Raw genomic sequence first — 14,220 nt, forward strand, 5'->3', positions numbered from 1 at the left:
AGAGGAAAATCAAATGTCCAATTCAGTGAAAAAAATGCCGGTCGATACCCAAGACAACACTCAGCATCCGGCCAAGAATGACCTTTGGCATCCACTGGAAAAACTCCGTCAGCAGGTGGATCACCTGTTCGATGACTTCAACCGGGGTACAGGTCTTTCTCCTTTCAGTCGCGGACTGTTCGATGTCGAGCCATTCTGGCGCAAGGAGTTCTCCACGAGCCTGCCGGCCGTGGACATCAGCGAGAAGGAAAAGAGCTTTGAAATCACAGCCGAATTGCCCGGCATGGATCAGAAAGACATCGAAATCCGGCTCGCCAATGGCAACCTGATCATCAAGGGCGAGAAGAAAGAAGCCAAGGAAGAAAAGAAAAAAGGTTATCACCTGTCCGAACGCCATTACGGCTCCTTCGAACGGGTTTTCAACCTGCCAAAAGGCATCGATAGCGACAAGATCGAAGCTCAGTTCAGCAAAGGCGTGCTGACCCTGACGCTGCCTAAAAAACCGGAAGCGCTAAAAGCGGAAAAAGTCGTGCCGATCAAGGCTGACTGACGCTGTGCACCCTGCCCCTCGCCGGCCAACGACGAGGGGCTTTTTTTTGCCTGTGCATTTAGATGTGTTGTTGAAGCTGATGGGCCGCTTCGCGAGCAGGCTCGCTCCCACAGGGGCGATGATGAACACAAATACCGCGTACACCTCAGGACCTTTGTGGGAGCGAGCCTGCTCGCGAAGGAGGCCTCAGAACTCCACGCTGTCGCGATACTCCGGCACCGATACTGACCAGCCCAACTCATCGCGAATGCGATGGCGCAGGACATCGGACGCGTTGGGTTCGCCATGCACGACATAGGTATGCCGGGGCGGTGTCTTGAAGCCGCGCAACCATTGCATGATTTCATCGGCATCGGCATGGGCGGACAGTGTTTGCATCGGCACCACTTCAGCGTTGATTGGCACGTCCTTGCCATGGATGCGCACCGCAGGCTCACCCGCCACAATCCTTGCGCCACGCGTCCCGCCGGCCTGGAAACCTGGCATCAGCAAGGTATTGATCGGGTTCGGCGCCAGGCTCTTGAGGTGAAACAACACCCGCCCTCCGGTAGCCATGCCACTGGCGGCGATGATCACCGCCGGGGTGCGTTGCAGGTCCAGGTTCATGGAATCCCTGGCCGAGCGCACCGGGTGCGCGATGTGGCACATGCCCTCACACTCCTCCCTGGACAAACGATGCTCATCGCCAAAGCGTTGATACAAGCGGGTCACATCAATGGCCATGGGGCTGTTCAGGTAGATGGGGATGTCCGGGATCGCCATCCGCTGTTTCAGGCGATACAGGTGATACATCAGCAGTTGTGCCCGACCGACCGTGAACGAGGGCACCAAGGTGATGCCGCCGCGCAATGCGGTGCGGGTGATGACGTCAGCCAGTTGATCTTCGGGCGATTGACTTGGGTGCCTCCGGTCGCCGTAGGTGGACTCAACCAATAGGTAATCCGCCTGCTCGATGGTTTGCGGGGCAAACATCACCGGGTCCTCGGGGCGCCCCAGGTCGCCGGAGCACACCAACGTAACGCCAGCGGCCTGCACCTGCACCGTGGCTGCGCCCAGGATGTGTCCCGCGCGGCGCAGCACAATCCCCACCCCACGGGCGATATCCACCGGATGATCGAACGCTATCGGGCGTAACAGTTTCAGCGCCCGCTCGGCATGCTCCCGGGTGTACAACGGCATGGCAGGATCATGCTTGGAAAACCCCTTGCGGTTGGCGTATTCGGCCTCTTCCTCCTGCAAGCGGGCGCTGTCGAGCAAGAGGATCTTGACCAGCTCACAGGTGGCCGACGTGGCATAGACCGGACCGCGATAACCGTTTCGCACCAGCACTGGCAGGTAACCGCTGTGGTCCAGGTGTGCGTGAGTCAGCACGATCGCGTCCAGGTCACGCATCGGCAGTTCGAAGGGGTCCCAGTTGTGCAAGCGCAATTGTTTGTAGCCCTGAAACAGCCCGCAGTCGATCAGGATGCGTTGATCGTCATGCTCCAGCAGGTACTTGCTGCCGGTGACTGTGCCGGCCGCCCCTAGAAACGTCATGCGCATGAGCGTGCTCCTGAACAATCGATTGGCGTTCCATTGGTCGCACTATTCGCCCAGCGGGCCATTGATTTTCATCAAGGACACAGCCATGAGCACCGGTTTCTTCACACAGCCAGTACGCTGCACGACACCTGATACAAAATATGCTCCGTGGTGCTACCCAACAGCCCGTGCGAACCACCCTTCTGCGAGCGCCCCATGACCACGACATCGACCTCATGCTCCAGGGCAAACTCACTCAAGGCTGAAACCGGATGGCCCAGCACGAAGTGCCTGCGCTCGGCCGGCACGCCGAACAGGTTGGCCAGCTCCAGGAATGTTTTTTCCAGGCTCCTGCGCAGTTCATTGCTGAGCTGTTTAAGCGTCAGGCCACCTCCGCCGACATCGCCGAGATAGACCGACGAAACCTCATAGGCGTGAACCAGATGCAACTCGGCGTCGCACTGCAAGGCCAAGCCGATTGCCTCGCGAATAATCCGGTCGTTGAGCCCACTGTTTTGCGCAAAGTCGCTGGAAGGGTCCACCGCAGCAACCACTTTGCGCGGCAAGGCGTGGCCGGTGGCGCCCACCAGGTACATGGGAACCGGGCACTGGCGCAACAGACGCCAGTCCAGCGGAGTAAGGAAGGCCCGTTTGAGCAGGGGCTCGTGTTGCACCTGCTTGATCAGCAGATCAGGCTGGATTTGCGTAACGTGCTGCAGAATCTGCTCGTCCATGCCGTCGACCCAATCCACCTGCGTGGTGACCCTCAGGCCTCGGCGCCGCATCTTGTCGGCCTCCTCCTCCAGCCAGTGACGGTGGTCCTGCAGGTAATTCTGACGCGCTTCATCACGGGGCTCCTGCTCCAACAGTTTGAGAATGTCCAGTGACGGCACCAACGCAGAAACATGCAAGTGCGCCCCGCTGGCCGCCGTCAGGGCCGCTGCGTGATGAAGGGCCGGAGAGTGTCGCTGTGCCGGGTTGAGGATCAGCAGTAAGCGCTGGTACTGGCTCATGATGGATCTCCAAAAAGTCAGGGCGAACGGCGCGATGTCGAAGTCGTAACAGGGCGTACAGTCAACCCGGCGCCGGCGTCCAGCGCCAGTTCAGGACCTCGGGCATGTCCTGCCCATGTTCGATCAGGTAAAGCTGGTGCTTCTCCATGGTGGCCCAGTAGCGGTCCCGGGCGCCCTCCACCAACGGTTGCAAGCGCGGTACCCGCTGGATGACATCGAGTGCCAGTTGGTAGCGATCCAGGTGATTGATGACCGCCATGTCGAACGGGGTGGTTGTGGCCCCCTCCTCCATGAAACCGCGCACATGGAAATTGTCATGGTTATGGCGCTTGTAGACCAGACGATGGATCAATGAAGGATAGCCGTGGAACGCGAAAATCACCGGTTTGTCCACGGTGAACAACTCATCGAACCCGGCATCCGGCAGACCATGGCAATGCTGTTGCGGCGGTTGCAGGGCCATCAAGTCCACCACGTTCACCACCCGCACGCGCAGATCCGGCACGTATTGGCGCAACAGTGTCACGGCGGCCAGGGTTTCCAGGGTTGGCACGTCACCGGCGCAGGCCATCACCACATCCGGGTCGTCATCGTTCTGGCAGGCGAAGGCCCAGCGACCGATGCCAATGGAGCAGTGCCTGATGGCCGAATCGATATCCAGCCATTGCCACTCCGGTTGCTTGCCGGCCACGATCACGTTGATGTAATCGCGGCTCTTGAGACAGTGATCGGCCACCGACAACAGGCAATTGGCATCCGGCGGCAGGTAGATACGCACCACATCGGCACTTTTGTTCGCCACATGATCGATAAAGCCCGGATCCTGATGGGAGAAACCATTGTGGTCCTGGCGCCAGACGTGGGATGTGAGCAGGTAGTTGAGCGAAGCGATCGACGCGCGCCAGGGAATCTGCGCAGCGGTCTTGAGCCACTTGGCGTGCTGATTGAACATCGAATCGACGATATGGATGAACGCCTCATAGCAGGAGAACAGGCCATGACGGCCCGTCAGTAAATAGCCCTCAAGCCAGCCTTCACACACCTGCTCGCTGAGGATTTCCATCACCCGGCCTTCGCAGGCCAGGTTGGTGTCCCCCGTTTCAAGTGCCGCCATCCAGGTCTTGCCACTGACCTCGTACACCGCATCAAGGCGATTGGAGGCGGTTTCGTCGGGGCCGAACAGGCGAAAGTTGCCGGCCTTGAGGTTGTATTTCATCACGTCCCGGACAAAACCGCCCAACACCCGGGTGGACTCCGCCTGCACACTGCCGGGCGCGGAGAACTGCACGGCGTAATCGGTAAATCGAGGCAGCTCAAGTGACTGGAGGAGCAAGCCGCCATTGGCATGGGGATTGGCGCCCAGACGCCGATGCCCTGTGGGCGCCAGCGCTGCGATGTCCGGTAGCAACGCACCGCTGGCGTCGAACAGTTCCTGTGGCCGGTAACTCTCGAGCCATTGTTGCAGTTGCGTCAGATGCATGGGCTGCTCGAAATGACTCAGTGGCACCTGATGGGCGCGCCAGGTGCCCTCGACCTGCTGACCGTCGACGAATCTCGGACCGGTCCAGCCCTTGGGCGTGCGCAGCACCAGCATCGGCCACAGTGGCCGCTCCAGTTCATGTGCCGACGAGTCTGCACGGGCCGTACGCTGGATTTCGCGGATCTTGAGCAGCATGGCGTCCAGGACCATCGCCAGTTGCTGGTGAACGCTGTGGGGGTCGTCGCCTTCGACAAAATAAGGATCGTAGCCATACCCGTACATCAGGGCTGACAGCTCGTCTTCACTGATACGCGAAAGCAGCGTGGGGTTGGCGATCTTGAAGCCGTTGAGGTGAAGGATGGGCAGAACCGCACCGTCACGCCGGGGGTTGAGGAACTTGTTGGAATGCCAGCTCGCCGCCAGCGTACCGGTTTCGGCTTCACCATCGCCGATAACGCAGGCCACGATCAGGTCAGGGTTGTCGAACGCCGCACCGTAGGCGTGGGCCAGGCAATACCCCAGTTCCCCGCCTTCATGAATGGACCCTGGGATCTGCGCCGAGACATGACTGGACAACCCGTAGGGCCAGGAAAACTGCCGGAACAGGCGCAGCATCCCGTTCTCGTTCTGTTCCACCGAGGGATAACACTGGGTGAAGCTGCCCTCCAGATAGCTCTGGGCGACGATGGCTGGGCCGCCGTGTCCGGGGCCGGTGACCAGGATCATGTTCAGGTCGTGGGTCTTGATCAGGTGATTGAGGTGAACGTAAATCAGGTTCAATCCCGGCGTGGTGCCCCAGTGACCCAACAGGCGCGGCTTGACGTGGCCCAGTAGCAGCGGTTTGCGCAACAATGGGTTGTCTTTGAGGTAAATCTGACCCACAGCCAGATAATTGGAAGCACGCCAATAGGCGTCAATGCCTTCCAGTTGGTCGGGGCTAAGAAAATCACTCATCACATTCTCCCAAAGAGGCTGGATTACCCGCGAACTGCCCTGGTCGCTTGAACCGATATCGAACGGTCTGCCACGACTGATTCTGGAGCGCTTGAACAAACCCGACTTGATTTACATCAGAGTCAACGCGCCCTGCTCATACCCTGACTGCCAACAAGCTGCCCGACACCGAATACAGGGCCCGTTCCGTCGTGCTACCGATCAGACGGTCCAGCCCAGCGCGTTGCTCGGTGCCCATCACCACCACATCAGCCTCGAACTCATCGAGGAACTCATGGATCACCGGCACCGGCAGGCCAATGACGAAATGACGGCGCTCGGGTGGAATGCTCCACCGCTCGGCCAAATTGATGAACGCCGCATGCAGCGACTCTCGCAAGGCCTCGGCAAAATCTTCATCCCAGGCCCCAGCCACCAACGAAGCCTCCCCGTTGAAGGCCGGAGACAGATCGCAGGCGTGCAGCAGATGCAGCGGGGCATTGCATTGCAGGGCCATTGCCCCGGCGGCCTCGATAATGCGCTGGTTCAAGGCGTTGGCCTGCGGATTGGCGGGGTCCACCGCCGCCACGACCCGGCGCGGCAAGCTGTGGGTGGCGCGATTGACCAGATGCACCGGCACCGGGCAATCGCGCAGCAGATGGCAGTCCAGGGGCGTCACGAAAACACGTCTGAGCAGCGGCTCAAGGGTCACATCCTTGATCAGCAAATCGGGCTGAAACTGCTCGACGTAGCGCAGGATGTCCAGTAATGGATGAGTGGTCCAGACCACATGGGTCGTCACATCCAGTCCTTGCTCCTTGAGCAGCGCCGCCTCCTCCACCATCCAGCGACGGTAGTGGTGCATATAGCGCTGAGCTGTCGCTTCATCGTTCTTTTCGCCCCACAAATGCGTGTGAGGCGGTGGTTGAACGAATGCGCACAGGTGCAAGGCCGCGCCACTGACCCTGGCCAGGGCACAGGCGCGACGCAGCGCGGCAGACGGATGCAGGTCGGCTTCAACGATCAATAGCAAACGTTGGTACTGTCCCATTACACACCTCCACTGGTCTGTTGGCCATCAGGTCCCCAGCGGTCCCTCTCTGGCATGTGCAACAGCCTGCGCTTGTCACCCCGGGGCGGCTTGATCTTTATCAACTGCATGCACATACCTGTGGGAGCAAAGCTTGCCCCCCACAGGTTTGGCTCCCACAGAAATTGCTCCCCGGCATTGATCATCGACGAGCGGATTCGCGAGCACTGATCCAGATCAGAATCGATCTGCCACGCCGGCGTAGAACAGTAGCGAATGCACGGCCTTTGCCGCGCCGAAGGTTCACACCCGATGGAGGAACGCATCATGCTCAACGTCAAAGACCACAATGAACGCGCCGCTGCCCTGTATGCCAGCATCAGCGGCAAGCACTGGATCCAGGCCCTCAGAGATGGCCGGCACGTTTTGATCAGGCCACTGAAGGAAGAAGATCGCCAGCGTGAGTATGACTTCATCAAGCGTCTGTCACCGGAGTCCCGGCACATGCGTTTCCTGGCGCAAATCAATGAGCCCGGCGCGGCCATGCTCGACCAGTTGATGGATGTCGACTGCAAGACGCGCATGGCTTACATCGCCCTGGTCCACGACAACGGCCAACTGATCGAAATCGGTGTCAGCCGCTATTGCGCTACCAGTGAACACGAATGCGAGTGCGCCGTGACCGTGGCCGATCAATGGCAGCATCTGGGGCTGGGGACGTTGTTGATGGAGCATTTGATAGAGGCGGCCCGCAAGAACGGCTATCGCCAGCTGTATTCCATCGACGCCGCCGATAACGCCCCTATGCGGGATCTGGCCCATAGCCTTGGATTTGATACCCGCACCGACCCAGATGATGCCCGGCAGGTCATCCACCGGCTCTATCTTTAACCACAGTGCATTGCGCGGGACCCGGGGCCAGGCCCCGCGCAAGGTCACCCTGCCGTCACTCGCCCGGCTTGATTGCCCATATACTGCAAGGTGCCCGTTGCAGCACCTGCTCGGCAGTACTGCCCAAGTGCTTGTCCAGACCTCGATGCTGTGTCGTGCCCATGACAATGACGTCGCACTGATGATCGGTGGCGAACGTGCAGATGCTGCTCAGCGGCGCACCTTCGATGAAGTGACGCTGCTGCGGCGGCACGCCGTGACGCTCGGCCAGGGATTCAAACACTTCGTGCTGCGCCTGCCCCAATGCTTCATAGAGCCCAGTGGCCAGCGGGAGCGCACCCACGCCCATGTCGGCGGCGTACACCGCCGTCCAGTCGAAGGCGTGCAACAACTCAACCTGGGCGTTGCATTGATCGGCCAGTTTCACGGCGGCATCGACGATCCGGTCGTTGAACACCAGGTCCTGCTCCTCGCTGCGCAGCACATCGACGATCGCCAGGACCTGTCGGGGCCGCGGATGACGCGCGTCGGTGACCAGGTGCACCGGCACCGGACAGTCGCGCAGCAGGCGCCAGTCCATGGGTGTGAAGAAAATCCGCTTCATCGCCGGTTCGGGCTCGGCGTCCTTGATGATCAGCGCCAGTGGCATCTCTTTGACGTACTGCTGCAAGGCCTGATAAGCGTCTTTGCCCCAGACCACCTCGCTCGTCGCCTCCACTCCATGGCGGCGCGCCAGCTCAGCCTGTTGCCACAACCAGTGCCGGTGCGTTTCCAGATAACCGTCACGGGCCTTCTTGACTTGTTCTGGCGCAAAAAGACCGGCCACCGAGAGCACCTCCAGATAATCGATGGCGACGATGTGCAGGGGCAGATCCAGCGCCAGAGCCAGTTCGGTGGCGCGGTCGAACGCAGGCGAACGGGTCATGGCATCGGGTGCCAATAACAACAAACGTTGGGTCTGGGACATGGAACACCTCGGCACGTGGCGGCAGCCACCTAAAGGATTGAGGGTTCCAGAATGAACGTATGCCACGGGCAGGACTTGATCTTCATCAAACTGCCACCACACAGACTCACAGATTCGGGAGCAGAACGCCGGCCCACATTCCCAGCGTCACCAGCACCTGGCCGGGGATGAAATACCCGGCGAAACGCCGTCCGCCACTGAGCCAGGCCACTACGCATTTACTCAGGGAATTGCTGCTCATCGCCATCAAGACCGGTATGGCGATGCCATCCAGGGGTAACAACCCGGCCTTCGCCAGGGAAGCAACGGAGGCAATCGAAGCATGAGCATCAACCAGCCCGCTGAAAACCGCCGTTACGGTTACCCCGGTCTGGCCGAACTCGGCAAGCATCGCCGACGACAGGAGCGTGATACCGGCCATCGCCAGGACTACCGTCAAGGCCAGTTTGAGGTTGAAGGCCCCGCCGCGCTTGATCGGTTCATCCGCCCGAGCCCTGGGTCGGGGAAACATCAGCATTCCGGCGTAGATCAATGTTGTCAGCAGGCCACAGAGTAGCGGGCCCCACATCCAAAGCAACAGGGCCGGTTCTACGGCACCGAGGATCAGCCCTATTTGTGCCACTGTCGCCAAATTGGACAACACGGCAGCGGCGCTCAGCACCTTGAGATTGGCCGGTTCTTTCGCGGCGATGTTACCCATGGTGGCGACGGTCAGCGTGGCCGAGGCGAACCCCGAGGCAACCGCGCTGAGGGCGTAACCGTAGTGAGTGCCGAGGGTCCGCACCGCAACATGCCCCAGCGCACCCACAGCCATCAACATGACCGTCAACATACAGATGGTGCGCAGGTTGATCGCATCGTAAGGCCCGAGGAAGCGATCCGGCACCAGAGGCAACACCACCAGCGCGGCGATCAACAGCACCAGCCCGTCACGCATTTCCGCGGCGGTCAATTGGTTACGGGCAAAATGGTGCAGCGCCTGGCGGCTGGCGAGCAGACCGGCCATCACCACGCCGATCGCGATCGCCAGGGCCGGGGCGGTCATGCAGAGCGCTCCCAACGCCAGCGCCGCGAATAACGCCACTTCGCTGGTGATACCGGGGTCCTGGTCGAGGTTTCGCCAATACGCCGCCGTGACCAGTGCCCCCAGCGCAAGCGCCACGAACCCCAGCAGCAAGACTCCGCCAGCCTGGACCGTGACATAACCCAGCAACGAGGTAATGGCAAAGGTACGCAGGCCGGCGAAGTCGCGCCGGGCGCCCTCGCCCTTGCGTCGCTCGCGTTCTAGCCCAATCAACAAGCCGATTCCGAGCGCAGCGGCGGCATTGGCAAAGCCCAGGGTTTCGCTCATGGCCTCGGTTCTATACTGAGTGTTCCGGTTGTACCTGAGTCCAGGGTAGTCCCTGGGAGGATTTCATGATCAAACATAGCGCTATTGCCAGGCGCCGTGTGCATTGATGCCACGCTTCTGGCATGAGCTTGATGCAAATCAAGTGACCGATGCCCGATACGATCATGATCAAACCCTGGCTCCACGCGGCGCGAAGGCCGTCGGGTACCCATACGTCCATGCTCGGGAGGTTTGTCATGTCCACGCAATCACGTTTGATGTTGGTCGTCTCGCCGCTGATGGAACACAGTCCGGCCTTCGACCGGGCAGCGGCGCTGGCCAAGGCCGAAGGCGCCGCGCTGCATATCGTTGCCTTCGACTACCTCGAAGGCCTGGCCACGGCCAATCTGGTCAACGAGCAGGCACTGGAACAGATGCGCCTGGGTTACGTTGAACGCCATCGCCACTGGCTGGAAGACCAGGCCCGACCACTGCGCAAGCTGGGCATTGAAGTCACGACCGAAGTGGCGTGGGTCGAGCGACCGCTGCAGGAGATTCTGGTCCACCTCAAGGAGCAGCCGATGGATGCCCTGATCAAGACGGTGGAGCATGAATCCTGGTTCTCGCGCCTGATGTTCACCCCGCTGGATGTGCACCTGCTGCGCGAAAGCGAAGTGCCGTTGCATTTCGTCAACAAAGTCACTCACGCCCGTCCGCGCAAGATTCTGGCGGCCATTGACCCCTTTCATCTCGACGGCCGCTACGAAGGCCTCAACGACCGGATCCTGAGCGAAGCCAACAAACTGGCCACCTCCTGCGACGCGACTCTGGAAGTCATTTACGCCTATGACCTGTCGTCCATCACTGCCTCTGAATACGGCTTCGGCAGCGGCTCGATGTTCTTTTCCTCCACCCTGGCCCGGCAGCTCTATGAATCCCAGGGCGAGGCGTTTGACGCGTTGGCCGAGCGCAACGGGATAGCGCCGGAACAACGGCGCATGGTCATGGGCGACCCGGCCAAGGTATTGGCCAGCTACGCGGCATCCCATGACATTGATGTCATTGTCATGGGGCGCGTGCGCTACAAAGGTTTGGACAAGTTGATCGGCAGCACCGTGGAAGGCCTGCTGTACAAGATGCCGTGCAGCTTGTGGGTGATTGCACCGCAGCAGTTCGATTGAAGGCATGAACGCCAATAGTGTAATGAGCACAGGGATAGCGGCCTGATGAACCGAGCGAGCAACGCACCGACCGAGCAGGATCCGATTCCCACAGATGCCGAGGCTTGGTACACGTTGCCTGCGCAGCAGGTGCTCGAACGGCTGGAGGTCAATGAGCACACCGGGCTGAACGATGCAGAAGTTCAAGCCCGGCTTGCGCGCACAGGCTTCAATCGCCTGCCGGAGTCGGCGCGGCGACCGGCGTGGCTGCGTTTTCTGTTGCAGTTTCACAATATCCTGATTTATGTGCTGCTGGGCTCCGCGGTGATCACTGCGCTGTTACAACACCTCTGGGATACGGTGGTCATTCTGGCGGTGGTGGTGGCCAACGCCATCATTGGCTACGTCCAGGAGGGCAAAGCGGAAAAAGCCATGGACGCGATCCGGCAGATGCTGGCGCCCCGCGCCGCCGTGATTCGTGCCGGTGAACGTTTGAGCATCGCGGGTGAAGCGCTGGTACCCGGCGATATCGTCTTGTTGGAGGCCGGCGATAAAGTCCCGGCAGATCTTCGCTTGCTGCACGCCAACAGGCTGCAGATCCAGGAAGCCATCCTGACCGGTGAATCCGCCGCCGTGGAAAAGCACACTGAACCTGTGCGCCTTGGAGCGCCCCTGGGTGATCGTGCCTGCATGGCCTTCAGTGGAACCCTGGTGACCTGCGGACAGGCCACCGGGGTTGTCGTTGCAACCGCGACCGCCGCCGAGATCGGGCGCATCAGCAATCTGTTGTCGGAAGTCGAGACACTGACCACGCCATTGGTCCAGCAAATGAACGTCTTCGCGCGCTGGCTGACGATCCTGATTCTGCTCGTCGCCGGGCTGTTACTGGTTTACGGTCATTTTGTCGGCCATTACGCATTCAACGAAATCTTCATGGTGGTGGTGGGCATGTCAGTCGCCGCCATCCCCGAAGGACTGCCCGCCGTTCTCACCATTACCCTGGCGGTCGGGGTTCGCGCGATGGCCCGTCGCAACGCCATCGTTCGCCGCTTGCCCGCCATCGAAACCCTGGGATCGGTTTCGGTCATCTGCACGGACAAGACCGGCACCCTCACCCGCAACGAAATGATGGTCGCATCAGTGGTCACCCGTGATCTGACGTTCACGGTCGACGGTGCCGGTTATCAGCCGTCGGGAAACATGAACCTGGCTGACCAGTTGATCGACACCTCCAATCACCCCACGTTAGCCGAACTGGGACGCGCCGCCGCGCTTTGCAATGACGCGGTGTTGAGACTGCACGACGCCACATGGAAGGTCGAGGGCGATCCCATGGAGGGCGCACTGCTGGCGTTTTCCGTGAAAGCCGGAATCGATGGCGAAGAAGAACGACGCACCTGGCCCCGCACCGATGCGATTCCGTTTGACGCCAAACACCGCTTCATGGCGACGTTGCACCACAACCATGAGCGACAGGCGTCAATCTATGTAAAAGGCGCGCCGGAACAGATCCTGGCCATGTGCGCGCAGCAGCGTGGCAGTACCGGCGCCACGGAGCCGCTCAATGCTGACTACTGGCACCAACAGGCAAACACCATTGCCAGCAAAGGTCAGCGCGTGCTGGCGTTTGCCAGCCGCCCCGTGCCGTCCGAGCACACCGTTCTGGAGTTTGGCGACGTGCAGGGTTCGCTGACCCTGCTTGGCATGACAGGCATGATTGACCCGCCTCGCCCCGAGACGATCCAGGCGGTCCAGCAATGCCAGGCTGCCGGTATCGCAGTCAAGATGATCACCGGCGATCACTCCGGCACCGCCGCCGCGATCGGCGCGCAAATCGGCCTGCAAAATCCCGACAAGGTGCTGACGGGCGTCGACCTGGACGCGATGAACGACGGCACGCTCAAAGAAGCGCTCAAGGACGTGAATATCTTCGCCCGCACCAGCCCTGAACATAAGCTACGGCTGGTGATGTTGCTGCAATCGAACGGCATGACCGTGGCCATGACCGGCGACGGGGTCAACGACGCGCCCGCGCTCAAACGCGCCGACGCCGGCATCGCCATGGGTGACAAAGGCAGTGAGGCGGCAAAAGAGGCGGCGGACCTGGTACTGGCCGATGACAACTTCGCCTCCATCGTGGCCGCCGTACGTGAAGGCCGGACGGTCTACGACAACATCAAGAAAGTGCTGAGCTGGACGTTGCCCACCAACGCGGGCGAAACCATGACCATCATTGTCGCGCTGCTGTTTGGCCTCACCCTGCCGGTGACACCGATTCAGATCTTGTGGATCAACCTGATTACCGCGATCACGCTGGGTATCGCCCTGGCGTTCGAGCCGACCGAAGAAAACACCATGCGCAGGCCGCCGCGCTCAAGGCACGAGCCGTTGATAAGCGGCGCGTTGATCTGGCACATGGTGCTGGTTTCGATCCTGTTTCTTTGCGGCGTCTACGGCATATTTACCTACGCGCTCGACCGGGGCTACCCGGTGGAGTTGGCCCGCACCATCGCTGTCAACACGCTGGTGGTGATGGAAATATTCCACCTGTTCTTCATTCGCAATCTTTATGGCACGTCACTGACTTGGGAGGCTGTCAGAGGTACAAAGGTCGTGTGGCTGACCGTTGCAGTGGTAACCTTCGCTCAGTTCGCCATCACCTACGCGCCGCCCCTGCAAAGGGTGTTTGCCACTCAAGCGATCCCCTTTATGGATGGGCTATTGATTATCGCAGTGGGCATCGCGCTCTTTGCGATCATCGAAACTGAAAAACAGATTCGGCTACGGTTAACCGACCCCAAGGGCGCTACGCTCATAGTGGGACAGACCCCGAAGTCACCCTGACGCTGCGGCTGGCATGGTGTTCGACCAGCCGCTGGATGTTACTGAAAGAGGATTCGGAAAATGCACAAAGTATTGGTCGCTGTCGATGGTTCAGAGCACTCCGAACGTGTGGTGCATTACCTCATTGGACTGATCCGGGACGGCGGATTGCTGGGAGGCAGCGTGGAGGTGCACCTGGTCAATGTGCAGTCATTTTTACCCACTCGCATCGCGCAAACCATGAGCAAGGATGAACTTGACCGTTACTACGACGGCAAAAGTGCCGAAGATGCGAATAAGGCAATCGCTCTTCTGAAACAGCAAGGCATCGCCTTTACTTTCCATACACTGCACGGCGACGCGGCCAGCAGAATCGTGGCGTGCGCCAAATCCTTGGGGTGCGACAGCATCATCCTGGGTTCGCACGGCAGTGGTTTTCTCGAAGGCATTTTCCTGGGCTCTGTCGCGGCCAAAGTGATCCAGCTGTCCAGTATCCCGATTACCTTGGTCAAATAACCGAGG

The 14,220-nt window shown here is 60.2% G+C and carries 11 protein-coding genes; 5 read left to right on the top strand and 6 right to left on the bottom strand.

Annotation, left to right across the window (positions count from 1 at the left end; genetic code table 11):
- Nucleotides 1-13: 13 nt before the first annotated feature.
- Nucleotides 14-550 carry an Hsp20/alpha crystallin family protein gene (locus PSH91_RS14875; RefSeq protein WP_305466035.1) on the top strand — a complete coding sequence of 179 codons (537 nt, stop codon included), beginning with the start codon at nt 14-16 and terminating at the stop codon, nt 548-550.
- A gap of 186 nt (nt 551-736) precedes the next feature.
- On the opposite strand, the gene PSH91_RS14880 is transcribed toward PSH91_RS14875, so the two are convergent.
- The 4 genes from PSH91_RS14880 to PSH91_RS14895 form a co-directional block, all read right to left on the bottom strand.
- On the bottom strand, nt 737-2,092 hold the full coding sequence (locus tag PSH91_RS14880) for an MBL fold metallo-hydrolase RNA specificity domain-containing protein (protein WP_305466036.1): 1,356 nt from the start codon (nt 2,090-2,092) through the stop codon (nt 737-739).
- Between the two features lie 101 nt (nt 2,093-2,193).
- Nucleotides 2,194-3,084: a universal stress protein gene (locus PSH91_RS14885; RefSeq protein ID WP_047225679.1), complete on the bottom strand. Its 891-nt coding sequence runs from the start codon at nt 3,082-3,084 to the stop codon at nt 2,194-2,196.
- Between the two features lie 61 nt (nt 3,085-3,145).
- Nucleotides 3,146-5,518, bottom strand: a complete 2,373-nt coding sequence (locus PSH91_RS14890; protein WP_305466037.1) for a phosphoketolase — start codon at nt 5,516-5,518, stop codon at nt 3,146-3,148.
- 136 nt (nt 5,519-5,654) lie between these two features.
- Complete coding sequence (locus PSH91_RS14895; RefSeq protein WP_305466038.1) at nt 5,655-6,548, bottom strand: universal stress protein; 894 nt, start codon at nt 6,546-6,548, stop codon at nt 5,655-5,657.
- Between the two features lie 306 nt (nt 6,549-6,854).
- Here PSH91_RS14895 and PSH91_RS14900 point away from each other — a divergent pair, with 306 nt between their 5' ends.
- Nucleotides 6,855-7,418, top strand: a complete 564-nt coding sequence (locus PSH91_RS14900; protein ID WP_047225870.1) for a GNAT family N-acetyltransferase — start codon at nt 6,855-6,857, stop codon at nt 7,416-7,418.
- A 55-nt stretch (nt 7,419-7,473) separates the two neighbouring features.
- Here the strand turns inward: PSH91_RS14900 and PSH91_RS14905 are convergent, their stop codons facing one another.
- Together PSH91_RS14905 and PSH91_RS14910 are read right to left on the bottom strand one after the other, a co-directional pair.
- A complete protein-coding gene (locus PSH91_RS14905) occupies nt 7,474-8,385 on the bottom strand; it encodes a universal stress protein (RefSeq protein ID WP_047225675.1) in 912 nt (303 codons plus the stop codon).
- 106 nt (nt 8,386-8,491) lie between these two features.
- Complete coding sequence (locus PSH91_RS14910) at nt 8,492-9,736, bottom strand: MgtC/SapB family protein (RefSeq protein ID WP_076384332.1); 1,245 nt, start codon at nt 9,734-9,736, stop codon at nt 8,492-8,494.
- Between the two features lie 236 nt (nt 9,737-9,972).
- On the opposite strand from PSH91_RS14910, the gene PSH91_RS14915 reads away from it, so the two are divergent.
- From PSH91_RS14915 to PSH91_RS14925, 3 genes are read left to right on the top strand one after another with little or no spacing between them, the layout of a single operon-like run.
- Nucleotides 9,973-10,896 carry a universal stress protein gene (locus PSH91_RS14915; protein ID WP_047225673.1) on the top strand — a complete coding sequence of 308 codons (924 nt, stop codon included), beginning with the start codon at nt 9,973-9,975 and terminating at the stop codon, nt 10,894-10,896.
- A gap of 45 nt (nt 10,897-10,941) precedes the next feature.
- On the top strand, nt 10,942-13,719 hold the full coding sequence (locus PSH91_RS14920) for a cation-transporting P-type ATPase (RefSeq protein WP_047225672.1): 2,778 nt from the start codon (nt 10,942-10,944) through the stop codon (nt 13,717-13,719).
- A gap of 60 nt (nt 13,720-13,779) precedes the next feature.
- Complete coding sequence (locus PSH91_RS14925) at nt 13,780-14,214, top strand: universal stress protein (RefSeq protein WP_047225671.1); 435 nt, start codon at nt 13,780-13,782, stop codon at nt 14,212-14,214.
- Nucleotides 14,215-14,220 lie beyond the last annotated feature (6 nt).

Origin of the sequence: Pseudomonas sp. FP1154 (assembly GCF_030687245.1) — a bacterium.
Taxonomy (GTDB): domain Bacteria; phylum Pseudomonadota; class Gammaproteobacteria; order Pseudomonadales; family Pseudomonadaceae; genus Aquipseudomonas; species Aquipseudomonas rhizophila.

What these genes read in the sequence shown, in the direction of transcription:
- PSH91_RS14925 (WP_047225671.1), top strand. Translation starts at nt 13,780, where the DNA reads ATGCACAAAGTATTGGTCGCTGTCGATGGTTCAGAGCACTCCGAACGT.
- PSH91_RS14890 (WP_305466037.1), bottom strand. Translation starts at nt 5,518, where the DNA reads ATGAGTGATTTTCTTAGCCCCGACCAACTGGAAGGCATTGACGCCTAT.
- PSH91_RS14920 (WP_047225672.1), top strand. Translation starts at nt 10,942, where the DNA reads ATGAACCGAGCGAGCAACGCACCGACCGAGCAGGATCCGATTCCCACA.
- PSH91_RS14915 (WP_047225673.1), top strand. Translation starts at nt 9,973, where the DNA reads ATGTCCACGCAATCACGTTTGATGTTGGTCGTCTCGCCGCTGATGGAA.
- PSH91_RS14875 (WP_305466035.1), top strand. Translation starts at nt 14, where the DNA reads ATGTCCAATTCAGTGAAAAAAATGCCGGTCGATACCCAAGACAACACT.
- PSH91_RS14905 (WP_047225675.1), bottom strand. Translation starts at nt 8,385, where the DNA reads ATGTCCCAGACCCAACGTTTGTTGTTATTGGCACCCGATGCCATGACC.
- PSH91_RS14900 (WP_047225870.1), top strand. Translation starts at nt 6,855, where the DNA reads ATGCTCAACGTCAAAGACCACAATGAACGCGCCGCTGCCCTGTATGCC.
- PSH91_RS14895 (WP_305466038.1), bottom strand. Translation starts at nt 6,548, where the DNA reads ATGGGACAGTACCAACGTTTGCTATTGATCGTTGAAGCCGACCTGCAT.
- PSH91_RS14885 (WP_047225679.1), bottom strand. Translation starts at nt 3,084, where the DNA reads ATGAGCCAGTACCAGCGCTTACTGCTGATCCTCAACCCGGCACAGCGA.
- PSH91_RS14880 (WP_305466036.1), bottom strand. Translation starts at nt 2,092, where the DNA reads ATGCGCATGACGTTTCTAGGGGCGGCCGGCACAGTCACCGGCAGCAAG.
- PSH91_RS14910 (WP_076384332.1), bottom strand. Translation starts at nt 9,736, where the DNA reads ATGAGCGAAACCCTGGGCTTTGCCAATGCCGCCGCTGCGCTCGGAATC.